This is a genomic window from Mesorhizobium erdmanii (genome assembly GCF_013170725.1).
In the GTDB taxonomy this organism is placed as follows: Bacteria; Pseudomonadota; Alphaproteobacteria; order Rhizobiales; family Rhizobiaceae; genus Mesorhizobium; species Mesorhizobium erdmanii.
Genome location: NZ_CP033361.1, coordinates 6,311,680 through 6,334,229 on the forward strand (window position 1 = coordinate 6,311,680; position 22,550 = coordinate 6,334,229).

Below are 22,550 nucleotides of genomic sequence, written 5' to 3' on the forward strand. Positions count from 1 at the left end.
TTTCCTCAACGGTTGTCGAAGCGGTGAGCCGTCGCGCCAGCGAATTCATTGAAAGCATTCACAGTCGCGGTCCCGTTCTTCGTGCTCGCCAGATCGTCCTCCAAAGCAGGCGGGCAATCCCACGGCGCCGGCTCCCGTACCTGACCCCAGATCGGGTTGTGAATGGCGAGGTCGATCTGCCGTACAAGTTCCACCATGCCGTCATAGCCGGCATAAGGATGTTGGCGCTCCTGGTTGATATCGAGCCAGGGTGTCTTGGCCTTCAGCGCGATGAATTGCGTGCGCCCGCCCGACAGCATGATGTCGGCCTTGTGGTTTGAGAGCATGGCGTAAAGATCGCGCGCTGCCATCTGCTCGAACATGTGGTTTTCGTCCTTGAGGATCCGTTTGATCCGCTCCTTGTCTTCGACCGTGGATTTCTTGACAGAGGTGCCAACGATCTCCATGCCGGTCTCCATCAGCGCGTGAACGACTGACCAGGACTTCACACCGCCTGTATTGAGCAGCACCCGCTTGCCTTGAAGCCGCCGGCGGTAGGCCTCGAGCTTCTTCCACGCAATCGCTTCCTGCTCAGCAATCAGCGTGTCTGTGCGATCGAGGATCTCCGCATCGGCGCCCTTCCTCACCAGCAGCTCAGCAATGTTGCGAAGTGCTTCCGACGTATCGGTTATGCCGTAGAAGGAGCCCTCGAAGAACGGGATGTCCCAGCGCTCCTCCATCTTGCGTGCCAGATTGATGAGTGCGCTCGAGCACACCATCATAGCCGCCCGGGCGCGGTGCGCGGATGCAACGTCAAGGTAACGCGCATCGCCCGGAATGCAGGCGCGCACCCGGATGCCGAGCCGATCAAGCAGCGGCTTCACGAGCCAGAATTCGCCCGAGAGGTTGAATTCGCCAAGGATGTTGATGTCGTAGGGCCCGGCGTCGTCGGGTTCCACCGTGCCGATGACATGATCGAGCAACGCTTCGGCGGCGAGTTTGTTGCCGAGGTTCTTGGAGCCGGCCAAGCCCGGCGCATTGATCGGCACCACGGCCAAGCCGAATTTTTCGGCCGCGCGTTTGCACACGGCCTCGATGTCGTCGCCGATCAGCGCCGTCACGCAGGTCGAATAGACGAAGACTGCCGGCGGCGCATATGTTTCCTTGATCTCGCGGATCGCCCTGAAGAGCTTCCGCTCGCCCCGCCCCATCACGACGTCGAGTTCGGTGAGGTCGGTTGTGAAGCTTGTGCGCCACAGGGTTGGCCCGGACGAAGCTGCGCCTCTGTTGTCCCAGGAATTGCCCTCGCAGGCGAGCGGCGCATGGACCAGGTGCGCAACGTCGGTGATTGGCTGCAGGACGATCTTGGCGCCGTCAAAGGCGCAGCCGCCGGCTGCCGCCCCGGGGGTCAGCGGCTTCGAGCAGCCCTCCTTGCGCGCCTTGGCATCCTTGCCGCGGTTGGTATCGCAGGCGGGCTCGTCGAAAACGTCCTGGATCTTGGCACTGAGCGAGGTCATTGCGTCAGTCTCCGAAGTCCATTGGGCAATGGACGGCCTCGACGAAAAGCCGGCACGGACTTAGCGGGTGAGGTCATAGGAATAGTCCGTCACGCCCGTTTCGCTCGTCTCGCGATCGAGCTTGTCGAATATCTTGTCGAGGATCGTCGTCAGCACGCGTAATCCACCCTGGTAGCCCATGAGGGGAAAGCGATGGTGATGGTGCCGGTCGAAGATTGGAAACATCAGCCGGATCAGCGGCGTGCCGGTGTCGCGTTCCAGATACTTGCCATAGGAATTGCCGATCAGCAGGTCCACCGGCTCTGTAAACAGCAGCGAACGCATCGCCCAGAGATCCTTGCCCGCCCAGATCTGGGCATCCTGGCCGAAGGACGAGGATGCAAGCAATTCCTTCATCTCGGCCTCCCAGGCCGATGTGCCGTTGGTCGCGAGGCAATGTGTCGGCTCGCCGCCGGTCTCCATGACGAAGCGGGCCATGGCGTAGACGAAGTCGGGATCGCCATAGATTGCGTACTTCTTGCCGTGCAGCCATGACTGGCTGTCCGCCATGGCGTCAACCAGTCGGCCGCGCTCCATCCGGATTGACTCGGGGATCTCCTGGCCGGAAATCGCCGAGACCTTCATCAGGAATTCGTCGGTCGCCTGGACACCCAGCGGATAGTGGAAGGATGCCGTCGCCTGCCCGACCTCGTTGCAATATTCCAACGTCTTGCGGGTGTTGTAATGCTGCAGCGACAGTGTCGCCTCCGCGTTGAGTGCCCCTTTCAGGTCTTCGATCTTGGTGCCACCGTCATACATGCGGTATTCGCCGTCCGACGGCGTGTCGAACTGGTCTGAGGCGTCCTGAATGACGGTATAGGTGACACCCATCAGGTCGAGGAGGCGCTTGAGTTCCCGATTGTTTCCGACGCAGAATCCGTCGAAGCCTGGAATGATGTTGATGGTCCCAGCGGCTTGCGAGCGCTCGCTGCCCTTCCAGAAATGCTCGAGCACGCCCTTGACCATGCCGTCATAGCCATCGACATGGCTGCCGACGAAGGCAGGCGTATGTGCGAAAGGCACGTCGAAGTCGCAGGGGACCGAGCCTTCGTTCTTGGCGTTCTCTATGAAGCTCCGCAGGTCGTCGCCAATGACTTCGGCCATGCAGGTGGTCGAGACGGCGATCATCTTGGGGTCGTAGAGCTTGTAGGTATTGGCGAGCCCGTCGACCATGTTCTTCAGGCCGCCAAACACTGCCGCGTCCTCGGTCATCGAGGAGGAAACCGCTGACGAAGGCTCCTTGAAATGTCGCGACAGATGCGAGCGGTAGTAGGCAACGCAGCCCTGGCTACCGTGAACGAACGACATGGTCTTCTCGAACCCCGCGGCCGCGAACACGGCACCGAGCGGCTGGCAGGCCTTGGCGGGGTTTATGACAAGCGCCTCGCGAGCGAGGTTCTTTTCGCGGTATTCCCAAGTTTTGGTCAATTCGCGTTGATCGGTGACGATCTGATCAGGGTGCGGACATTCGAAATTCAGCTTCTTCTCGGCAAGCATTTGTCTGTATTCCGGCTCGCGGAACAGGGGAGCATGGTCGAGAACTTTTTCGGCCGATTGCGGCATGGTGGTCACCTTTTCCATCTGGCCGCGCCAAGCGGCAGCACAGGGACATCGAGACGTTAAGGGGCCTCCCGCGGATCGAGTGCGCCCCAAGCATTTATCGGCCTCCCTGCCTGGCAGGGTGGCCAGTCCTCATTCGGCGGCGACCGCCCTCAGCGGCGCGTCCTTCATCTTCTTCCACGGCGCGCGGTAGAGACCCCACACCGGGTTGTTGATGGCCAGATCCATGTCTCGGGCGAAAATGGCGAAGCCGTCATAGCCGTGGTACGGGCCGGAATAGTCCCAGGAGTGCATCTGGCGGAACGGGATGCCCATCTTCTGCACCGGGTACTTCTCCTTGATACCGGAGCCAACGAGATCAGGGCGGATGCCTTCGATGAACTTCTCCAGCTCATAACCGGTGACGTCGTCATAGACGAGCGTGCCATTCTTCACGTAATGGCCGGTGCGCTGATAGTCGTCGTTGTGGGCGAACTCGTAGCCGGTGCCAACGATCACCATACCGAGGTCCTCGTAGGCAGTGATGACGTGACGGGGGCGCAGGCCGCCGACATAAAGCATCACCGTATTGCCTTCGAGGCGCGGTCGGTACTTGGCGATGACGGCATCTACCAAGGGCCGGTACTTGGCGATCACCTTTTCGGTCTTCTCCTCGATTTCCGGACCGAAATGCTTGGCGATGTTGCGCAGGGAGGCCTCGATCTGGGAGGGTCCGAAGAAATTGTATTCCATCCAGGCGATGCCGTATTTTTCCTCCATATGCCGGCAGATGTAGTTCATCGACCGGTAGCAGTGAATCAGGTTGAGCTTGGCCTTGGGCGCGCGCTCTATCTCGGCGAGCGTGGCGTCGCCCGACCAGTTGCCGACCACCCGAAGCCCAATCTCCTCGAGCAGGATTCGCGAAGCCCAGGCATCGCCGCCAATGTTGTAGTCGCCGACGACGTTGACGTCGTATGGGCCGGACTCGAACGCGACATCGTTCTTGTCGAAGACCCAATCGCGGATCGCATCATTTGCAATGTGGTGGCCGAGCGATTGTGAAACGCCGCGGAAACCTTCGCAGCGCACCGGTACAATCGTCTTTTCGTGCTCCTTGGCCTTCTTGCGCGACACAGCCTCGATATCGTCCCCGATCAGCCCGATCGGGCATTCGGACTGCACCGAGATGCCGCCATTGAGCGGAAACAGGCCCTCGATCTCGTCGATGACCTTTTCCAGCTTCTTGTCGCCGCCGAAAACGATGTCCTTCTCCTGGAAGTCGGAGGTGAACTGCATTGTCACGAACGTGTCGATGCCCGTCGTGCCGACGTAATAGTTGCGGCGTTGCGACCAGGAATAGTGCCCACAGCCGACCGGCCCGTGCGAGATGTGGACCATATCCTTGACTGGACCCCACACCACGCCCTTGGAGCCGGCATAGGCGCAGCCGCGGATCGTCATCACGCCCGGAATGGATTTGATGTTCGATTTAACATCGCATTCGGAAAGGCCCTTGTCCTCCCCACCGGCCTCGTCCTTGCTCGTTGCGACACTGAGGTGCTTCTTGCGACGCTTCGCCGCCTTGTCTGGATATTGGGACAGCACGTCCTCGATAAGCTTCGCATGCAAAGCGCCGTCATTCTCATAGTCGAGGCCCATGGGACCTGCCCCTTTCAAGGTTCGGGTAACGCCTCGCCAACGAGGCCTTGCTTCGTAGAAAGGGGCGCCAGGTCACGCTCGGCGCCCCCTGTCGGTAGCGGCGGTTACTGAGCGACGGCCAATTTCGCTTCCTTGGCCTGAAGCTCGGCAAGCATTTGCTCGTCCGTCTTCATGATGCCGAAGTCGAGCAGCATATCCTCGAGCTCCTCCATGGTGATTGGGGTCGGGATGGTGCCCTGGCCCGAATTGACATGGATCTTCTCGGCCAACGCGCGGTACTCCCCTGCCTGTTTGGAGTCCGGCGCATACTGGATTACCGTCATCTTTCTCAGTTCGGCGTGCTGGACGATGTTGTCGCGCGGCACGAAGTGGATGAGCTTGGAATTGAGCCTGGCGGCCAGCGCCTCGGAGAGGTCGAGCTCGCGGTCGGTCTGGCGCTCGTTGCAGATCAGCCCGCCGAGCCGCACGCCACCCGAATGGGCGTATTTCAGGATACCCTTGGCGATGTTGTTGGCGGCATAGAGCGCCATCATCTCGCCGGACATGACGATGTAGATTTCCTGGGCCTTGTTTTCGCGGATCGGCATCGCGAAGCCGCCGCACACCACGTCGCCCAACACGTCGTAGGAGACATAGTCGACATTGTCATAGGCGCCGTTCTCCTCGAGGAAGTTGATCGAGGTGATGACGCCGCGGCCGGCGCAGCCGACACCCGGCTCGGGGCCGCCGGACTCCACACACTTGATGTCTTTGTAGCCGATCTTGAGCACGTCCTGGAGTTCAAGGTCTTCCACAGAACCTTCCTGGGCGGCGAGATGCAGAACGGTATCCTGCGCCTTTGCGTTCAGGATCAGGCGGGTGGAGTCGGCTTTGGGATCGCAGCCGACGATCAGGATTTTCTGTCCGAGGTCGACTAGGGCGGCTAGCGTATTTTGGGAGGTGGTGGACTTGCCGATGCCTCCCTTTCCGTAGAATGCGATCTGACGCAGACCTGACATGTTGCTTTCCTTCCTTCTTTCCATCCATAGCGGTTACCGCGACTTCAATGCCGGTCGGCAGATCCCGCCGCCTCGCACCGATCGTTTCAAAACTCGTGCCAATTTGGCCGGCTGGATCGAAGAAGAAATTTTATGATTGCTTTTCAGCTGTTTAACATTTGGCAAAAATATTAAATTGGCTAAATAAACTTGTGTCGCGGGCCCGACAAAGGCGACAGGAGATGTCGGATGCCGTTGGTCGGCCGCGGAGCCCGGAAGAAAGCTAGTTGTCAAAATCTGATGAAGTAGATGCCCCCTCGCGTCTTCACCCCGACTTGGTCGGTTTGCCCGTCGAGGTTGTAGCTGCGGCCATCGGGCGCCAAGTCGGATAATTTCGCGGGTCAGGCCTGGACTCAAGCAAGGGTCGTATGGCAGCCACAGCGGTCTGGTCGCTGAAAAGGGGTGGAAAGGATCAGAATTGTTCAGAAATCGATCAAACGTGCGAGGCTTATAAGACCAGGATCAATTCCCAGCTCCGACATTGGAGCCTGCGCCGCCGCTGGATTACTGTGATAACTAACCTTCCACGTCACCGTTGTTGCGTCGATGTGCTTGGTTATTTCCTCGAGATATGGCGCGTCCACCTCAGAAAGGGAGTGTCCCATCACGAGGATTCGACGCACTGATCTCAGGCTATGGAAGAACGGCTGCTGCTGCAGGATGATTTTGTGGGTCGGCTTGAACGTCGCCGAAAAATAGTCGTCGACGATCCTGTTGCCCTCAAGGACGCGTGTGTCCGCAGCCTCGACATCAACGCCGTGATTGAGGGAGTCCGCCAAAGTGCGCTGCCATGCATGGCCGAGCACGAGTTGGTCAGCAGAGCTACTGGCTTGCCCGTGAATGTGCAGAACCTGGCTATCGGCAATTCCATAGGCCTTCTGAAGTGTCGGCGTATAATTGAAGTTGAGATAACGCGCGGTCGGGTCGAGCGGTAAAGGTTTGCCGGTGAATGAATTGGCTGCGGGGATGCGAAGCTGTCGAATCCAATCGGCGAACCGTGCCCGCATTGTAGAAGAAATAGCCTCGACGACGCGGTTCAGTTCATACTGATAGTCGTGATGGCCTGAATCACTCCAGTCCTCCGCTCCATAGGACATGAGAAATTGAGAGGCATAGTCAATAACCGTGTCGACATCGAAGTCGGCCAGCCTCGCCTCGAATTCCCACCAGAACGCGTCGTCGACTGCAAAATATGTCTCGACTTCGCGATAGGTGGCCAGATCAACTTGCTTGAGATATCGGCCGAAGTCCAGGTAATCCGATGGAATATCGTGATAGCGGTCAAAGCCATTGCCGATGATGTATAACGTGTCGCTCATCAGCCTGCTTTATTCCAGAGTTACGCTGAAGCTCGGATATGGCTTTCGAAATGCAGTAAGGACGCGATCGCGGGCGCGGTCCATTTCCCGGGCAGCGGCATCGGTCAACATGAAGGTCGGACAGGACGGATCGCCACAGCCGCACGGCCTGATCGCACCGGTTGAAAGCAAGGTTTTATAGCGGCGACGAAGGTGATCTAGTTCACGCACCGTCGCTTCGAGGGCCGATCGGACGCTTGGATCACGGATGTGATGCAACAAGGGAAGGCGATGGATTTCTACGCCTTCACGGGTTTGCCAGATGCCGGTGCTCAGCACGCGAATGGTGTCTTCGACGGCCTGTAGGAAGGCTGGAAGGTTACTCTCCTGCTGAAAGGGTGTTCGAAAGGCCGGTCTATCGAAGGCCCGCGCAAGCATCGCCAGTGTCTGGTCATCGGTAATAGCCGAGAACCGGTCAACGAAGTCGCGCAGTTCAGCCGCGGTGTCGGGAAAGGGGACCCCTTCGACCAGACGTCGAAGGAGGAACTCGGCGCGGAGCCTCAGATGTTCTTCAAACTCTGAGCCCGACCAAATCGTGACGCGAGCCACTCCCAGCTTGTTGGCCGCAGCTTTCACTTCGTCCCGCCGCTGAGCGGAGACGCTGCATCGACAAACAAACTTAAAGGTCGCCGGGCGCCCGAAGGCAGCACCGATTGCCGCTGACATATCCTTCTCGGCCTTTGTCTGAGTAAGACTTGCGCGGTTTACGCATTGAATGACAGTCCGTTCGTCCGGCCGGTCGTCGAATGGCCGAGTGCCGACGATGTCTCGCCCTTGGTCGCTGCCGGTCTGGCCGTACCATGCGAGGTCGGTCCATCCCTCACAGAGGTGATAGGCAAAGACAAGTCGTTCGAACTCGGACCCACTGAAATCCTCGAAATGAATCGGTCGAACTGTCTGGGCGATACTCATAGAGATCCTTTCCTGGGACGCACGCCCCTAGCCAGGAACCTCACAGCAGATTGTCCGATTGCTGCGCATGTGCAGGGTCGGGCGGGGGCACAAACTGGTCGATGTTTTTCAAAAGGCAATGTGTGTCGCTATTTCTCGGCATCAAGCCAATTGCTTCCTGTTCGGAGATCGGCTGGACCCTCGGAGTCTTTTGGGATCTGGAGGGAGATGCGCCAATCGTTCGTTTTTCACCGGCGCGAGGCGAATTCGACGCGCTGGATCGCGGCCATCTCGTCGGATGCGTACTCGACCTTGTGCGCCGCATCGAGAGTGATCTGCTCGGCCTCTATCCAAAGCGCGACCGTCAGTAGGACGTCACCGAGCACGCAGGGGCCGTCGGCGGTGGTGAGGGTGACTGAGCCGGGATAAGGAAAGCATGCGCTGCGGAACGCAGGCGGTTGCGCCTTTTGAATGCCGTCAAACGGATCTGCAGCCCCTTGGATTTGGTGCCACAGATCAGTTAAAGACCAAGTTGTGTCGGACTCGGTGTTGCGAAAGATCGGCGCGAGCGGATCAGTATCCTCCGGTAAAGTAAAATCCACGTCCTGCGTACTGGGAACTTTCCAATCGAGCGAACGGAACCTCCGGATGCCGATCCGTGCAATGCCGCAGGCCCTATGCCAAAAGAGCACAAAGTCCAGTCGCAACAAGATCGAGTTGATTTCCGCAACCGTAATTTCCGAAATTTTCCGCAGGGAAATGCCCGCATGAGACGCGGCAATCTGAGCCTCCGGGGAAAAACCAGATGCAGTGACGGCAATGGTTCGATCCGCGCCAATCGAAGACTTCTTTGTGGCTAGCTGCTCGATCCAGGTGACATCCTGCAGTCTTGATCTGCGTCGACATTCGATCGTGACAAGCATTTCGGTCGTGCCGACTTTGGCACGAATGCTGGCATCCACTTCCCTCAGCCGACCTGTGAGCCTGCAACGCAGACGATCCGGTGACTTGACGATCAGCCCCCGGGGGCCTGCGTCGGCCTCGATCCGCGCGATCAGGCGTTCGAATTCGCGCCATTCGGGATCCCGATGTCGGTTCGCGGTCATTCTTTTGGACCGCCTTTTGTCCCGGCATTCAGGAACATTGGGAAGAAGCTGATCTGCTTCTTCATTTTGATGACGTCATCAACGCCAATCGTATTGGCCTTCCGTCGCTCCCCGCCGGCGGGCGTTATCACCTCAAGGTCTGGGTTTTCGATGATCGCTGCATGGACATCGTCGGCGTGCGCCGGGGTAATGTTGTATATGCTTTCGTAGAAGTCCATGACAGGCATGGCGTCTCCGCATTCCATGATCAGGCGCGGAATGTCTCCGAGAAGCTGGTTCTTTGCCGATACGCGACCGCTGATGTCGAAGAGGTAGAGCATGCCTTCATCATGCTTTGGATCGTAGGAGAGCATGTTGAGGCCGGATCGACCGAAGTGTGCCTGTAAGCTGGCGTTGTCGTGAAGAATGTTGTTGTAGACCTGCCTTGCCCGATAGGCATTCGCAAAGTGGATCAGCCAGTACCGCCATCCGCCGGGATTATTGATCGAGAACGGGCTGACATAGGGGGCGCACAATCGGAAAGCGTCAAAGACGATTTTCTCGGCTGTGCCGAGCCAGTCCTTTTGGCTCATTAACGCATCGAGCGCCTGGATATCGTTGCTCGTCAGCCCGAGATGATCGAGCTGGGCGCGAAGCCGCTCCGGTTGGTCCTTTTGAAGGAATGCGAGCAGCGAACTGATGACGAAGGTGTAGAAAATCTCAGCCGCGGGATAAGAGTGCATAATGTCGAGGATGGTGTTTCGCTCGACATGGCTGTGACCGCATTGATCGAGGTTGAAGATGACGCTCCGATAGCGGCCTTGCCCCAACAGGCTCTTGATATCGGGATAAGCGGCTTCGAAGAACTCGTTCAGATATTCGACCCGCAGATGCAGCTTGGGGCAGCTCTGGCTAGCCTCTGCTTGCATCGGTGCGACATGCGTCTTCAGAAGTTCGATCGCATCGCGGTTGGCGTCGTTGAATACGAGGAGGCATTCGACTTCGATAGCGCCAAGCCCTTGGACGGCGCGCTGCGTGTTCACAGCCTCGACTGCTCGTTTTAATTCTTCGATGAAAATCAACGGCGATCCAGGTGAGCCGCACTGGTAGCGCCCGCCGCCAGCGAAACCGTCGACGATCGCGAGGCGAAATCGCTCCTGCTGAGGCAGCCTACAGCGGACCGTCAGGTAGTCGAATACATATTCTCGCAAAATTTTATGTTTGCGGCGAGAGTGTTCCTCCAGCTTTGCTCCGTCGGCCCATTCATATCGTTTTTCGACCACTTTGCTCCCCCCGACGGATGTTGTTCTACATTGTAACCGTGCCTTGCTGGGTGGTCGGCATCTCGTCCCAGGTCCGGCCCCGATACTCGCGCCCGTTGGCCTTCTTGGAACGCTTTTTGTTATCCTTGCCCCAGGTTCCCCACTGCTTGAAGAAGAAGGCGGTACCGGCCGCCAGGCATTGGCCGTAAATTTCGTCGATCCATTCTTCCCTGATCGGTCGAGCGGATTTGCCGCTTTCACCGCCCACGATGGCCCAATGGATGTCGCGGAGGTCGACGGCGCCAACCGATCCAATGAGAGGCTCAAAAGAGATGAAGCGAATGGCTGCGGGCGCCTGGCGGAGATAGTCGACTCGACTCACGACGTTCGCGTCTTCAATGCTAGTGCCCAGCCAGACATTGGGCAGGATGTCGCCCAACTGCGAGGCGACGAGAGCTGCCATTCGCTCGGGACGCTTAGTAAGGATTTGATAGTTGTGGCGCGGGGTCTCGCGCATGACCTTCCAGACCTCAAGGATGAATTCGTCGCTGACACCCTCGTGGAAGAGGTCGCTCATAGAGTTTACGAAGATTTTCCGCGGTTTCTTCCATCCGTAGGGCATGGCCAGCGCTTTGCGGTCTTCCCGCACGACGCCATTCCACACCGTGCGCTTTCCCGTCTTACGGGTAAGTCCCGCATATTTTGCGATGCCCATGGCCTCAAGGCGTTTGGCCATTTCCATAGCATAACAATGGGTGCAGCCTGCGGTGACGATGGAGCATCCTGCGACGGGGTTCCAAGTGGAGTCTGTCCACTCTATCTGAGTTTCAGCCATCTTGCCCTCCCGAGTATTCCTTGATCCGACGCCGCATCAGACCGCTCCGCGTATCGGATTGACGACCTTGAGCCCGGCAAAGTCTTTTTCGTTATCCGTTACCAGCACGCACTCGTTCGCTCCGGCGACAGCGGCGATGCTCATGTCGAGCCCGCTGCGCGGCTTGCCGGCCGCCTTTCCTCCTGCCATCAGCCGCGCCCAGATCAGCCCTGCCTTGTCGTCGAACGAAAGGATGCGGCCCGCAAACAGCGCCTGCGGCCCCTCGGGCCCAGAGAACCACTTGTCGAGTGCGTCGCGTTTTTTCCCGCGTGGCTTCTCCAGAACCCCGCGAAGAATTTCCGCAACGGTCAGCGAAGCGATGAACAAATCCTCGTCACGCTGTCTCGACATCCATGCCAGGAGCGATTCCGACGGCTGCGATTTCACGACATTGCTGATGATGTTGGTATCGAGGAGGTAGCGTGTCACAGGTCGATCTTGCGTCCCTCTTCATGGGGGCGGGAAAGATCGAGGTCAGCTCCCACCAGCGGCGAACGACGCAATGCGGCGAGAATCCCGCCAAGCTTGGGTGGCTCGCCGGCGATGGTCTGGCTGACAGCAGCGCGCAGGCTAGAGGCATCCGGTCCATCTTCGGCCAGGCGGCGAGCCAAAGATCGAATGAGGTCGCGATCGGCATCGCGGCCAAGCACCTCGAAGCGCGCCAAGCCGCGCTCGCTGAGGCGAGATCGATAGTTTTGAATGGCGCGTTTTTGCGAGCTGCCCATAGTTACCTCCGACTTATTTCCAGTAATATAACCAGAATGCTGGGTTTGATCAAGGTGCAGGCAGTCCGGGCAGTGCGCTCTTTCGGTTGAATGGCATCGGTGGACGCGTGATATATGTTACGCGACGGTACTTGTTGACCAGCGTCGAGCAGCCGCCGGCCGACGCGAGGTGTAAAGATCGTCCGATCTGGTGCCGATGGTTGGCGAAACCTCAAAAAAATGTTTCCGGCAATTTTCCCTTTGAATCAGGGGCGTAACTTTTTTACGGCCTCAGCGTCGGATTTTTTGCGCTGACAAGAGAAATATCTCGGCGCCGACCAGAGGGCGTCGGCCCCAGGACCGGCGAGGCTCGTTTGGCGAACGGCGCGAAACAGGGATTGGTCGATTCGCGCGGCGATGATTGACCACAACGCCTGCTGGACGGGTTCCGCGTGCAGGTGCCCTTCTGGGAGAAGGCGACGGCCATCCATGTCTTCTGCCTGCAGGAGCGCCGGCGCGGCGATCGCTTTGCTCGTCACTGGCACGATGAATTTCGCGGATCAAAATTACAAACTTCGCCAATCGGCGCGCTGCGGCCGGGAATGCTCGATGCGCTGATGGCGGTAGAGCCAAGCCTCGCCGATCAGCGCGAACAGGTGGTGCGCATGTCGGCGGCGCTCGCTGTCGGCGGGCCGCTCGCCGACCTGGATCTGGCGAGCCTCGGTGGACGCGACGCGTCGCCTCTCCATCTTAATCTGTTGACGCCGCACTCGGCAAAGAGCTGCGAATATGATGTCGTGATCATGGTGGGACTCGATCTGGGCGGTTTGCCCTGGCGCAACGAGCAGCCGGCGGCGCGACGCGAAAGCCGACGGCTGTTCTATGTTGGCCTGACGCGGGCCCGCGACGAGATCCATATGCTGTATTCCGGTTACGTCGATACCGGCCGCGGGCGAAGGTTCGGCACCCCGCTACGTGCGAGAGCGCAGCCGTCGACAAGTATGGAGATCAGCTTGCTTTGCACTGGGAAACCGTTATTTGAGGGTCGGGTCGAGCTTATCGCGCAACCAATCGCCGAGGACGCTAACGGCAACGGCCGTCATGACAATGACAAGGCTTGGAGCGAGCAGCATCCAGGAGGCGCGGGTGATATACTCGCGGCCTGCCGCGACCATGACACCCAGACTGGTCATCGGCGGCTGGACGCCGAGGCCGAGGAAGGACAGTCCGCTTTCCACCAGGACGATCTCCGGAAAGGTCACCGTCGCCGCCACGAGAAGCGTCGCCGCACTGTTGGGCAGGATATGCCGCAGATAGACACGCAGCGGATGGGCGCCGAGCTGGCGCGTTGCGCTCGCATAGCCCTGCGCGCTGGCGGTGATTGCCAGTCCTCGTGCCAACCGCGCATTCCGCTCCCAGCCATAAAGTCCCATCAGGGCGACGAACAGCGTCAGCGAATTACCGAAACAAGCGAGCATTGCCAGCGCCACGATCAGAAACGGTAGCGAAGCCTGTACGTCGATCATTAGCAGCAGGGCATGCTCGACGAGCCCGCGGAAATACGCGGCGATGAAGCCAATCCCGGTACCGACCAACACGCTGATTGCAGTGGCGCCGAAGGCGACCAGCAAGCTGGTGCGGATCGAGTAGAAAAGACGCGAGGCCACGTCACGGCCCAGATCGTCGGTTCCCAGGACGTGTAGCATCGTTCCGCCAAAGCCGACGGGCGGCGCCAGGCGATGGCGCAGGTCGATAGAAGTAATCTCATAAGGAGCCATTAGCGGCGCGGCGAGCGCCGTGAAGAGCATGAGGAGAACCCAACCGCCCGCAAGGAGTGTCGGCAGGTCCACCGAGCGAGCCGTCGGACGGTTGGTTTCTACAGTTGCCGTTTTCATTGCGATCCTGAGTTTGTTCCACGCAGGCGCGGATCGAACACGCCATAAAGCAGGTCCATCAGCAGGTTGGCCGACGTCATGGTCAGCGCCACGAGAAGGAGGATGACCTGAACCACGGCGAGATCACGGTTCGCAACCGAAACCACCAGCAATTGGCCGATGCCGGGCCAGCCGAAGACGCTTTCCACCAGTACGGCGCCCGCGACCTGCCCGCCGAGCATCAGGCCGAACAGCGTCAGCACAGGAATGATCGCATTCGGAAAGGCATGGTGGCGAACCACCTGCCGCCACGTCACGCCCTTGGCGCTGGCCGCCACGATGTAGAGCTGCGACAGAACTTCGATCATGGCGCTACGCGTGAAGCGCGCGATAATGGCCGCCCCGCCCAAACCAAGCGTGAGCACCGGCAGTACGAAGCTTTCCGGCCGATCCGCGCCGCCGGACGGGAACAGGCCGAGCGTCACGGAAAAGATCAGGATCAGCAATAGCCCGAGCACGAAGCTTGGCACGGTGAAGCCGAACACGGTCAGCATCATCACCGATCGGTCGACCCAGGTGTCGCGATGCATGGCGGCGTAGGCGCCAACCGGAATGCCGATCAGCATCGTGAGCGCCAGTGCCGGCAGCATGAGCGCCAATGTCAGGGGCACGCGCTCGAACACAAGCTGAAGGGCCGGTTTTCCAGCCAGCATGGAATTCCCGAAATCGCAGTGGAGTGCCGCCAGGACATAGCGGACATATTGCACATACAGAGGCCGATCGAGCCCCCAATGCCGGCGAAACGCCTCAAGATCCGGGGCGCGGGCGCTGGGACCGAGTATCTGCAGCGCCGGGTCTCCAGAGGCCCGCAGCACCACGAATGTAAAGGTCACCACGATCAGGATCGACAGGCCGGCACGCAGGATCTTGGGGCCGGCGAAACGAAACACAGCACTCATCAATGCCTCACCAAATGGCAGGCGACCTGCCGTTCCGTTCCTAGCGGCAGGAGTTCGGGCAGGCTCTGGCGGCAAACGTCGCGCGCAAGTGGACAGCGTGGATGAAACGGGCATCCGCACGGCCTATCGGTGGGGCTCGGCGGCTCGCCTGGCAACGCCACATAATGATCGAAGCCGCCCGGAAGCCTCGGCATGGCCGAGACGAGCGCCTGCGTATAGGGATGGGCGGGTTGGTCGATAATGGCGTCGGCGCGCCCCTGCTCAACGACGCGGCCAAGATACATGACGACGATCCGGTCGCTGACATGGCGAACGACCCGCAAGTCATGGCTGATGAACAAGAGGCCGAGCCCGAGCTCCTGCTGAAGATCCATGAGCAGATTGACGATTTGCGCCTGGACGGACAGGTCGAGCGCCGAGACCGGCTCATCGCAAACCAGAAGCGAGGGTTTTGGCGCCAGCGCCCGCGCAAGCACGACGCGTTGGCGCTGGCCGCCGGAAAGCTGATGCGGATAGAGCACGCCATGGTCTTCGCCGAGGCCGACGCCGTGGAGAAGCTCCGCCACACGTTGCTTGCGGCTTGCCGAATCGCCAATTCCGTGAATCGCCAGCGGCTCGGCGATGAGAGCGCTGACAGTCATTCGGCGATCAAGCGCTGCCAAGGTGTCCTGAAAGACCAGCTGCATTTGGCGCCGCTGCGCGCGCCACCTGTTGCTGTCGATGCGCGGCAGCGGCAAACCCTGAAACAGCACACCTCCGCTGTCCGGCGGCTCCAGACCGAGCGCAATACGGCCGGTGGTGGACTTGCCGCATCCGGATTCGCCGACAATGCCGGTCGTCCGGCCCATCTCGACATCCAGCGACACGCCATCGACTGCTACAAGATATTTCCGCGGTCCGTAGAGTGGCGAGCCGAGCGGAAAGCGACGGGTGATCTTGTTAAGACGCAGCAGGGTCATTGATACGTGCCGGCGTCCAAACGAAGGCAACGCACCGAATGCCGCGCGGCGACCTGCCGCGGTTCCGGTCGGCTCGTGCGACATACCGCGATCGCGTGCCGGCAGCGTGGCGCATAGGCGCATCCCGGCGATAGATGGCGTTGTGGCGGCGCGCCGGCAATGGCGGTCAACCGCATGCGCGGACCGTGCGAGGGCGGAATGGCACCGATCAGGTCGCGTGTATAGGGGTGCTGCGGCGCGGTCAGAAGCGTGTGTTTCGGTGCCGTTTCGACGATCTGGCCCGCATACATGACGCATGCCCGGTCACAGACGGCCGCCACCGCGGCGAGATCATGGCTGATCATGACCAGCGCCATGCCTGTGTCGCGTTGAATATCTTTGAGCAGCAGCAGGATCTGCGCCTGCACGGTGGTGTCGAGCGCGGTCGTTGGCTCGTCGGCGATCAGCAGTTCGGGCCGGCCGGCGAGCGCGATGGCAATCATCATCCGCTGGTTCTGGCCGCCCGACAGTTCGTGGGGGTAGGTGTTGAGCCTGCTTGCCGCAGCGGCTATCCCGACCTGGTCGAGCAGGCGGCAGGCCTCGGCACGGGCGGCGGCACCGCTGAGGCCACGGTGCAGGCGAAGCGCTTCGGTGATCTGCGCGCCGATGCGATGCACCGGGTTCAGCGCGCTGGCCGGATCCTGGAAGATCATGGCGATACGTCCGCCGCGCACCCGATCCAAAACGGATTGTCGTGCGCCCACAAGATCGAGATTACCAATCCTGGCCTCGCCCCCGATCTCGGCGGATTTCGGCAGCAGGCCAAGAACCGCCCGCCAGGTCACGGACTTGCCGCAGCCGGATTCGCCGACGATACCCAAGGCCTCGCCTTTGTTCACAGCGAGATCGACACCGTGCAGCACAGGCACATCGCCGAACGCCACCCTCAAGCCAGCAATGCTGATGGCAGGTTTGGTGGCGGAAGCCCCGATGCCATGAGCCGGCAACAGCGCGGCGCCCGCGCTGTTCTGGAAAGACTTATGCAGCATGGAACTCAGGCCACCGGCTCAGGCGGCATCTTCGGACCGAGATACATTTGCGGCAACGGGTTGGGCTGCCAGCTGACATCCGCCTTCTGCCCATAGATGAAGGGCATGGAGTGCAGCGGCGTGATGCAAGGGTCCTCGATCTCGACAATGTCCTGCATCCGTTTGAAGGACGCCTGGCGCTTGGCGAGATCGGTCGTCGTTTCAAGCTCGTGACCGAGCGCGTTGAATTCGGCATTGGTCCAGCCACCTGTCGACTGGAGGTCATTGGTCGGACCGATAATCTGCCACAACATGGAAACGGGATCGGCGTAGAAGGCGCCGCCGGACGTGTCATTGATGCCGCCAATGTCGCCGACCTGCGTCCAGTTTTCACACATGATCAGCTTGACGTTGATTCCGGCAGCCTTCCACATCTCGACAAGCGCCTGGTTCTCGGCGAGCTGCATCGGATAATAGGTGCCGACGGAAGGGTATGGGATTTCCTCGCCTCTGTAGGATGATTTGGCGAGCAGTTCCTTGACCTGCGCCGGGTCATAGGACACCCCCTTGCGGTTGGGGTCGTTGATCTCGCCGAAGATCGGTAGCTGCCAGCTGGTCAGCGCTTTCGCCCGGCCGTCCCAAAGGCCGTCCGCCAGCGCACCGCGATCGATAGCGAGTGCGAGTGCGCGACGCAGATCGACATCTTTCAGGATGGGAGTCCTGAGTGGAGCAAATGTGAGAAAGCGGAACCACATGGCTTCGCCACCAACAATCGAGAGGCCGTTGACTCCCTCAATTTCGGCAATGTGGTCCGGAGTGATGTCTGTGACGATATCGTAATCGCCCGACTTCAGTCCGGCGATGCGCGCGGCGATTTCCGGCAGCCGCTTGAAGCGGATCGAGGCAAATGGCGGCTGACCTCCCCAATATTCGTCGTGCGCCACCAGCGTGATCTCGTCGCCATTGCGAACCTCGCCGATCTTGTAAGGGCCGGTGCCGATCGGCTTCGCCGCCCAGGCGTCATAGCTGCTTGCGCCAGCCCGTGCCCTGGCGCTGATGATCTGCGTGCCCCAGGCGCCGAGCCGCTGGGCAAAGACCGGATCCTCTGTCCTGGTGATCAAACGGACAGTGCGGTCATTGATCTTCTGAACATCGGCGAGCGAGGAGAGGAAGTTGGCAAACACGGCCGCGCCCGGCGCATTTTCGCCGCGCAGACGATCCGGCCCGAGCGAGAAGACAACGTCATCCGCCGTCATTGTGGAACCGTCATGAAACTTCACATTGTCGCGCAACCTGATCTCATGGATCGTGGCGTCAATTTGCTTCAATGATGTCGCAAGCGCGAAATTCAGGCGAAAATTGTCGATGTAGTCGGTCCGTAAAAGCTGATCGAAAATGCTGTATTGCACCCGCCAGGAAACGTTGGCGATGGAGGAGCCGTCCACCGGTTCCAGAATTGTGCGCAGGTCCTGAACGGCAATATTGAGGTTCGGCCGCCGGGCGGTTGCTGCCATGATCGTGTTCGGCAATGCTATCGCGCCAGCCGCCATGGCGGTCATGCCGAGAAATCTGCGACGTGTCGTTTGCATCCAAATCCCCTCTCTTTCAGTCGGGATGACAATCGGAGCGAACGAAATCCGCTCCCGAGACGGGCTGAGACATAGCGCGGTTATGTGACGGTTTTTTGCAGGTTTGAGACGGATTGTGTTGGTTCTTGAAATCAAACGGAAAAAAATCTTTCACGGTTGGGGCAGCCTGCTGGCTGAACGCAGATGATCAAGTAGAGACCGGTGCGGGGTTGTGACGGTTTTGCGGATATAGAACTTCAACACCGGCGGCCTCGATCTTGTCCAGCATGTCCGATGCAGGCTTCCGGTCGGTGATAATCGCGGTGATCGCCGAATAGGGCAGGATGCGGTAGCGCGCCGACAAGCCGAATTTGCTGTGATCTGCGAGAATGACAATTTTCCGCGCTTGCTCGCAGAGCGTCGCAGCAAGCTCCTGTCCGACCTGTTCATGGTCGAAGACGCCATTCGGATGCACCGCGTTGACGCCGATGAATGCGATGTCGATCTGCTGTTCGCGGAGTGTACGCAAGGCGGTGAATCCGGTTACGGTCCGGAAATCGACATTGAAATCGCCTCCCAGCATGACGACGCGATGCCGATGGCCTTCGGCCGCGGCTATGGCAGTATCGACCATGTTGGTGACGACGCGCATTTCTGGGAGGGCCGATATGCGGCTGGCCAACGACAGAATGGTGCTGCCGCCCCCGAAAAAGAGATTCTGACCGGGCTTCAGAAGACCCAGGGCGATCTCAGCGATGGTGCTTTTTTCCGCGCGCTCGGAAACAGCTCGCGATGAGATGGCCAGCAACTTGGGCCGTTGCGTTGCGACCGCGCCGCCATGGACACGTGCGACCAAGCCATCCTGCTCGAGCCGTTTGATATCCCGCCGCGCAGTCTCTTCTGAAATATTGAACCGCTGCATCAAATCTCGGATGCGCACTTCGCCATTCGCCTGGACGATTTCTACGAGCCTTTTATGACGATTGTAACTAAGCGACATGCTTCTCTCTCTCGCGGCATTCGAAAAAAGACCATTCAGTTCACTGCGCAAATGTCACGCCAGGGCGTCACTCTCACAGGCCGTTGAGCGGCTTAAGGTGCGCCGCAGAGCTTTTGCCAGCCTTTCGTTTTCCGTCCGACTTCGAACCGTCAGGCGCAGATATCGATCTGCTTCGTTCATGGCTTGATAGCCGCATTCTCTTACGAGGACGGATTCGAATAGAACGAGGCGGCGCTTGAGTTCGGCAGCGGATACCGAATTTTCAGGCAGCCGGCACAAGATGAAATTCGTTTGCGAAGGTACGACGTCGAGGCCCGGTACCGTCCGCAGCTCCTCGATGAACAGCTCTCTATCTTCTCGCAACATCTCTAGACTGTGTTCCAATTCCTCTGCAAATTCGGGAAGCAGGAACAGTGTGTATTCCGCAATGCCGTTAATGTTCCACAGCGGCAGTTTCCGGCGCACGGCGGCAACGAGGGTGGGATCGCCAGCCATGAGATAGGCGAGCCGGATTCCGCCAAGTCCGAAGACCTTTCCAAGGCTCTTCACCACGATCAAATTGGCACAGGACGGAACCAGATTCTCAACGCTGTTTGGTCGGCCATCAGCGGGAAAATCAATGAACGATTCATCCACGATCAGCCGTCGCCCTCGAGATCCTAGGGCCTCCGCCAGCCATGCCACGTCAGCATGATCAACAAGTCGACCGGTCGGATTGTTTGGATTTACAACGATTGCCGTATCCGCGCCTGTCGCCAGTACGAATTCCAGGAAGGCTCGAACGTCGAGATCGAAATAGGGCGGGGTGAGGACGAAGTTGTTCTTTTGTTCGTCATCGAGAGGTGTTTGAAAGCCGGCGAACGTCGGCACGGGAATCGCGATTGTTGGGTTCAGCGTTGAATAGAGCGCCTGGATGAGGTCGGTCGCCCCGTTTCCGACTGCAATAAAGTCCGGCTGCTGCGAGGTCATCGTGCCAACAACTGAAGCGATATCGATCTGCTGAGAAGGATAGCATGTCAACACGCCTTCGAGCCTCGCCGCCAGCCGATCGTAAAAAGTCTTGGGAGGGAAACGGCATGTGCTCAGCGATTGGCTTGCGCCAATAACCTCCGACGCTCGTTTCCAGACGCCACAGCACGTTCTCCTTGTCACACCGAAATTCCGCGATGGATGCGTCGACACCGTCGCAAATATCGAGCAGCTTGGAGCCAGCAGTCAGCACATTGTCAGGCAACGCTACGTCCAGCTGGGACAGGCCCGCGACTAACCAGCTGAAGGCCTGATGCAGAGATGCCGCGGCGCGGCTTTCGGCCAGAAGATTGCGTAGAACATCAGCACTCAATCGATAAATCCCGGTCGGCGCGTCGGGCCGCCAAGCGGAGCCGCGCAAACCTTTGTTGGTATTGATACCGTCAAGAACCTCACTGTCGAAAAGCGGTGTTCCCCATATCAGGAGAGTATCGCCCTCATGTTGGCGGAACTTCTCAATGAGATCGCCGTCATGCGCGTCGCGCCACGAAAGCGTATTTGTGCTGTCCTGCAGTCGGAACCCATCGAATGTGCCGCTGCTCAAGTTTTCAACGAAAGTGACATCTTCAATGCCGTTTTCGACACAGGCGTTGACGAGACGATCCAAGAGCGGCTGACCGTTGATAGGAACCAACGGTGCATCGTAGCTGCCACTCCACAGATGTATTTTTGGCCCTGCGAAATCGAGGATAAAAATAGCACGGGTCGTATCGGCCATCTCGGACTCCTTTCTTCTGAAGGAAGCAAAAAGAGCGCCTAGAAGCGCCCATTCCCAAAAATCAAAACGACCCACGGGCGCTCGAAGAATCCCGTGATGCGTTCATACGGGCGTCATCCGAAGCCTATAGGGGGCTTTGGTTTCGATCGGTCTCTTCCAGGTGCAAAATGACCCACACCAATCCATCCAGGCCTACCGCTCGTTTTCACACGCCTGCCTCGATAAAGCCGCGCGCTCCTACGAAAGCGATTCTGATCCTCATGGACGGCGTAAGCGCGGACTATTTCGAAAAGCACAAACATCGGTTGCCGACGCTTCTTCGTTTGGCAGGAGACGGTCTGTCCATCACTCGCCTGCGCTCAACGGTGCCGGGAACGTCGATGCCGGGGCGCGCGAGCATGCTAACCGGCGCGGCGCCTCAAGCGAACGGGATCTACGGAAACCACATTGTGCGAGATGGCTCGTTTGTCTGCGCCGACGCGTCTGATCTGCGGGTTCCGACAATTGCAAAGCTTGCCAAAAATAGCGGGCTTGATGTCGCGTCCATCGGCGCTGGGTTGATCGACCCAGCCGATTGCGATGTCTTCGTGCCGGCCTGGTGGGAACGAGGGTTTCTCCAGGGAAGCCGGTCATTTAAGAGCCTGCCCGAAAACCGCATCGCTCGCTCGCGCATGATCAAAGATCCAGATGGGCGGTTGCGAGCCGCCGGCGTGTTCGATCTCTTCGGCTTCCCGTCCAGTAGTGACACCGTTGCGAGCACTGCTCTCGTTGCGGGCCTGGCCGCGGATCATCTCATGATCGGGGCTGCAGGAGCGCTGGCTTGCTCGGAGAACCCGCCTGATCTCATTTTGACCGAGATCGACATGACGGATTCGATTCAGCATCAGTTCGGATACGAAAGCGAGGCGGCACATTGGTCTGTCGCCGCGGCCGACATGATGATTGGCGCTCTCATCGAAGGACTGAGGCGAGTCGGGCGGGAAGACGATTACGCGATCGTAGTCGCAAGTGACCATGGACATAGCGCCGTCCACACAACCATTTATCCGGATGCGATCATCCCTGACTTGCTTTGGGAAAGTGAAGGAGCGACGCTCCATGTCCTGGTTGACGGAGCTCATGACCGCAGAATCGCAGACGGACTGTTGGCGCGCTTCCAAGTGGAGCCGTGGTCGAGCGACCATGTTCCGGTAAATGAACGCGATTGCATAGCGACCTATGTCGCACCTCCTGGACACTCCTTCGAGGAGACCGTTGGAGACACGCAAGAAGCTGGCCCGACGGGCAGACCTCGATACTTGTCGACCCACGGTTTTCGACCGGGCAGCGCGGAGGACGATCGCATATGCCTGTTGAGCATCCCGGGAATGCAACCTTGCAATGTTGCCTGGGGCTCCGCTGAAGAGTTCACGCCAACCATTGCTCAGATCTTGGGATTGTCCAACGCCCCGTTTTCGGCAAAGGGTCTTCTGTAAAATGCCCGCAGCCGCCC

General features: G+C 59.3%; 21 protein-coding genes and 2 pseudogenes. 4 read left to right on the forward strand and 19 right to left on the reverse strand.

Annotated features, from left to right (window positions below):
- Positions 1-5: 5 nt before the first annotated feature.
- The 4 genes from nifE to nifH all read right to left on the reverse strand — a co-directional run bounded on the left by nifE (position 6) and on the right by nifH (position 5,731).
- Positions 6-1,496 carry a nitrogenase iron-molybdenum cofactor biosynthesis protein NifE gene (gene nifE / locus EB233_RS30290; RefSeq protein WP_019863329.1) on the reverse strand — a complete coding sequence of 497 codons (1,491 nt, stop codon included), beginning with the start codon at positions 1,494-1,496 and terminating at the stop codon, positions 6-8.
- Positions 1,497-1,556: 60 nt separating this feature from the next.
- Positions 1,557-3,098 carry a nitrogenase molybdenum-iron protein subunit beta gene (gene nifK, locus EB233_RS30295; RefSeq protein WP_064987146.1) on the reverse strand — a complete coding sequence of 514 codons (1,542 nt, stop codon included), beginning with the start codon at positions 3,096-3,098 and terminating at the stop codon, positions 1,557-1,559.
- Between the two features lie 129 nt (positions 3,099-3,227).
- On the reverse strand, positions 3,228-4,733 hold the full coding sequence (nifD, locus tag EB233_RS30300; protein ID WP_064987114.1) for a nitrogenase molybdenum-iron protein alpha chain: 1,506 nt from the start codon (positions 4,731-4,733) through the stop codon (positions 3,228-3,230).
- Positions 4,734-4,837: 104 nt separating this feature from the next.
- Positions 4,838-5,731: a nitrogenase iron protein gene (gene nifH / locus EB233_RS30305; RefSeq protein ID WP_006331760.1), complete on the reverse strand. Its 894-nt coding sequence runs from the start codon at positions 5,729-5,731 to the stop codon at positions 4,838-4,840.
- On the opposite strand from nifH, the gene EB233_RS30310 reads away from it, so the two are divergent.
- Positions 5,730-5,867 carry a hypothetical protein gene (locus EB233_RS30310; RefSeq protein ID WP_155765396.1) on the forward strand — a complete coding sequence of 46 codons (138 nt, stop codon included), beginning with the start codon at positions 5,730-5,732 and terminating at the stop codon, positions 5,865-5,867. The two genes, nifH and EB233_RS30310, sit on opposite strands and share 2 nt — an antisense overlap.
- 325 nt (positions 5,868-6,192) lie before the next feature.
- Here the strand turns inward: EB233_RS30310 and EB233_RS30315 are convergent, their stop codons facing one another.
- The 7 genes from EB233_RS30315 to EB233_RS30345 all read right to left on the reverse strand — a co-directional run bounded on the left by EB233_RS30315 (position 6,193) and on the right by EB233_RS30345 (position 11,965).
- Positions 6,193-7,089, reverse strand: a complete 897-nt coding sequence (locus EB233_RS30315) for a bacteriophage abortive infection AbiH family protein (protein WP_019863324.1) — start codon at positions 7,087-7,089, stop codon at positions 6,193-6,195.
- A gap of 9 nt (positions 7,090-7,098) precedes the next feature.
- Positions 7,099-8,040, reverse strand: coding sequence for a restriction endonuclease (locus tag EB233_RS30320; RefSeq protein ID WP_064987113.1), 942 nt, complete (start codon positions 8,038-8,040; stop codon positions 7,099-7,101).
- A 227-nt stretch (positions 8,041-8,267) separates the two neighbouring features.
- Positions 8,268-9,125 carry a restriction endonuclease gene (locus tag EB233_RS30325; protein ID WP_244277724.1) on the reverse strand — a complete coding sequence of 286 codons (858 nt, stop codon included), beginning with the start codon at positions 9,123-9,125 and terminating at the stop codon, positions 8,268-8,270.
- Positions 9,122-10,387, reverse strand: coding sequence for a three-Cys-motif partner protein TcmP (locus tag EB233_RS30330; protein ID WP_064987112.1), 1,266 nt, complete (start codon positions 10,385-10,387; stop codon positions 9,122-9,124). The genes EB233_RS30325 and EB233_RS30330 overlap by 4 nt, the downstream gene beginning before the upstream one ends.
- A gap of 25 nt (positions 10,388-10,412) precedes the next feature.
- A complete protein-coding gene (locus EB233_RS30335; protein ID WP_027047779.1) occupies positions 10,413-11,201 on the reverse strand; it encodes a DUF5131 family protein in 789 nt (262 codons plus the stop codon).
- Positions 11,202-11,237: 36 nt separating this feature from the next.
- Positions 11,238-11,669, reverse strand: a complete 432-nt coding sequence (locus EB233_RS30340) for a PIN domain-containing protein (RefSeq protein ID WP_064987111.1) — start codon at positions 11,667-11,669, stop codon at positions 11,238-11,240.
- Complete coding sequence (locus tag EB233_RS30345) at positions 11,666-11,965, reverse strand: hypothetical protein (RefSeq protein WP_019863317.1); 300 nt, start codon at positions 11,963-11,965, stop codon at positions 11,666-11,668. Before EB233_RS30345 ends, EB233_RS30340 begins: the two co-directional genes overlap by 4 nt.
- A gap of 443 nt (positions 11,966-12,408) precedes the next feature.
- Here EB233_RS30345 and EB233_RS32400 point away from each other — a divergent pair.
- Together EB233_RS32400 and EB233_RS32025 are read left to right on the forward strand one after the other, a co-directional pair.
- A pseudogene (locus EB233_RS32400) lies at positions 12,409-12,501 on the forward strand (nucleotidyl transferase AbiEii/AbiGii toxin family protein); the annotation flags it as partial.
- Positions 12,502-12,747: 246 nt separating this feature from the next.
- A pseudogene (locus EB233_RS32025) lies at positions 12,748-12,813 on the forward strand (3'-5' exonuclease); the annotation flags it as partial.
- Between the two features lie 165 nt (positions 12,814-12,978).
- On the opposite strand, the gene EB233_RS30355 reads toward EB233_RS32025, so the two are convergent.
- The 8 genes from EB233_RS30355 to EB233_RS32035 form a co-directional block, all read right to left on the reverse strand.
- Entirely contained in the window at positions 12,979-13,839 is an 861-nt protein-coding gene (locus tag EB233_RS30355) for an ABC transporter permease (RefSeq protein ID WP_064987109.1), read from the reverse strand.
- A complete protein-coding gene (locus EB233_RS30360; protein WP_019863313.1) occupies positions 13,836-14,777 on the reverse strand; it encodes an ABC transporter permease in 942 nt (313 codons plus the stop codon). The genes EB233_RS30355 and EB233_RS30360 overlap by 4 nt, the downstream gene beginning before the upstream one ends.
- Entirely contained in the window at positions 14,777-15,736 is a 960-nt protein-coding gene (locus EB233_RS30365) for an ABC transporter ATP-binding protein (RefSeq protein WP_064987108.1), read from the reverse strand. The genes EB233_RS30360 and EB233_RS30365 overlap by 1 nt, the downstream gene beginning before the upstream one ends.
- The gene (locus EB233_RS30370; RefSeq protein ID WP_064987107.1) at positions 15,733-16,764 is read right to left on the reverse strand and encodes an ABC transporter ATP-binding protein; all 1,032 of its coding nucleotides are present in this window, start codon (positions 16,762-16,764) and stop codon (positions 15,733-15,735) included. Before EB233_RS30370 ends, EB233_RS30365 begins: the two co-directional genes overlap by 4 nt.
- Before the next feature lie 5 nt (positions 16,765-16,769).
- Positions 16,770-18,332: an ABC transporter substrate-binding protein gene (locus EB233_RS30375; RefSeq protein ID WP_064987106.1), complete on the reverse strand. Its 1,563-nt coding sequence runs from the start codon at positions 18,330-18,332 to the stop codon at positions 16,770-16,772.
- 187 nt (positions 18,333-18,519) lie between these two features.
- Positions 18,520-19,311 carry a DeoR/GlpR family DNA-binding transcription regulator gene (locus EB233_RS30380; RefSeq protein ID WP_020629141.1) on the reverse strand — a complete coding sequence of 264 codons (792 nt, stop codon included), beginning with the start codon at positions 19,309-19,311 and terminating at the stop codon, positions 18,520-18,522.
- A 54-nt stretch (positions 19,312-19,365) separates the two neighbouring features.
- Complete coding sequence (locus EB233_RS32030) at positions 19,366-20,256, reverse strand: pyridoxal phosphate-dependent aminotransferase (protein WP_244277743.1); 891 nt, start codon at positions 20,254-20,256, stop codon at positions 19,366-19,368.
- Positions 20,144-21,058 carry a glycosyltransferase family protein gene (locus EB233_RS32035; RefSeq protein WP_244277723.1) on the reverse strand — a complete coding sequence of 305 codons (915 nt, stop codon included), beginning with the start codon at positions 21,056-21,058 and terminating at the stop codon, positions 20,144-20,146. The genes EB233_RS32030 and EB233_RS32035 overlap by 113 nt, the downstream gene beginning before the upstream one ends.
- A gap of 167 nt (positions 21,059-21,225) precedes the next feature.
- Here EB233_RS32035 and EB233_RS30390 point away from each other — a divergent pair, with 167 nt between their 5' ends.
- On the forward strand, positions 21,226-22,533 hold the full coding sequence (locus tag EB233_RS30390; protein WP_064987105.1) for an alkaline phosphatase family protein: 1,308 nt from the start codon (positions 21,226-21,228) through the stop codon (positions 22,531-22,533).
- The last annotated feature ends 17 nt before the right edge of the window (positions 22,534-22,550 follow it).

Coding starts and splice junctions, on each gene's coding strand:
- nifE (WP_019863329.1), bottom strand. CDS start 1,496: ATGACCTCGCTCAGTGCCAAGATCCAGGACGTTTTCGACGAGCCCGCC.
- nifK (WP_064987146.1), bottom strand. CDS start 3,098: ATGCCGCAATCGGCCGAAAAAGTTCTCGACCATGCTCCCCTGTTCCGC.
- nifD (WP_064987114.1), bottom strand. CDS start 4,733: ATGGGCCTCGACTATGAGAATGACGGCGCTTTGCATGCGAAGCTTATC.
- EB233_RS30310 (WP_155765396.1), top strand. CDS start 5,730: ATGTTGCTTTCCTTCCTTCTTTCCATCCATAGCGGTTACCGCGACTTC.
- nifH (WP_006331760.1), bottom strand. CDS start 5,731: ATGTCAGGTCTGCGTCAGATCGCATTCTACGGAAAGGGAGGCATCGGC.
- EB233_RS30315 (WP_019863324.1), bottom strand. CDS start 7,089: ATGAGCGACACGTTATACATCATCGGCAATGGCTTTGACCGCTATCAC.
- EB233_RS30320 (WP_064987113.1), bottom strand. CDS start 8,040: ATGAGTATCGCCCAGACAGTTCGACCGATTCATTTCGAGGATTTCAGT.
- EB233_RS30325 (WP_244277724.1), bottom strand. CDS start 9,125: ATGACCGCGAACCGACATCGGGATCCCGAATGGCGCGAATTCGAACGC.
- EB233_RS30335 (WP_027047779.1), bottom strand. CDS start 11,201: ATGGCTGAAACTCAGATAGAGTGGACAGACTCCACTTGGAACCCCGTC.
- EB233_RS30345 (WP_019863317.1), bottom strand. CDS start 11,965: ATGGGCAGCTCGCAAAAACGCGCCATTCAAAACTATCGATCTCGCCTC.
- EB233_RS30355 (WP_064987109.1), bottom strand. CDS start 13,839: ATGAAAACGGCAACTGTAGAAACCAACCGTCCGACGGCTCGCTCGGTG.
- EB233_RS30360 (WP_019863313.1), bottom strand. CDS start 14,777: ATGAGTGCTGTGTTTCGTTTCGCCGGCCCCAAGATCCTGCGTGCCGGC.
- EB233_RS30365 (WP_064987108.1), bottom strand. CDS start 15,736: ATGACCCTGCTGCGTCTTAACAAGATCACCCGTCGCTTTCCGCTCGGC.
- EB233_RS30370 (WP_064987107.1), bottom strand. CDS start 16,764: ATGCTGCATAAGTCTTTCCAGAACAGCGCGGGCGCCGCGCTGTTGCCG.
- EB233_RS30375 (WP_064987106.1), bottom strand. CDS start 18,332: ATGCAAACGACACGTCGCAGATTTCTCGGCATGACCGCCATGGCGGCT.
- EB233_RS30380 (WP_020629141.1), bottom strand. CDS start 19,311: ATGTCGCTTAGTTACAATCGTCATAAAAGGCTCGTAGAAATCGTCCAG.
- EB233_RS32035 (WP_244277723.1), bottom strand. CDS start 21,058: ATGGCCGATACGACCCGTGCTATTTTTATCCTCGATTTCGCAGGGCCA.
- EB233_RS30390 (WP_064987105.1), top strand. CDS start 21,226: ATGACCCACACCAATCCATCCAGGCCTACCGCTCGTTTTCACACGCCT.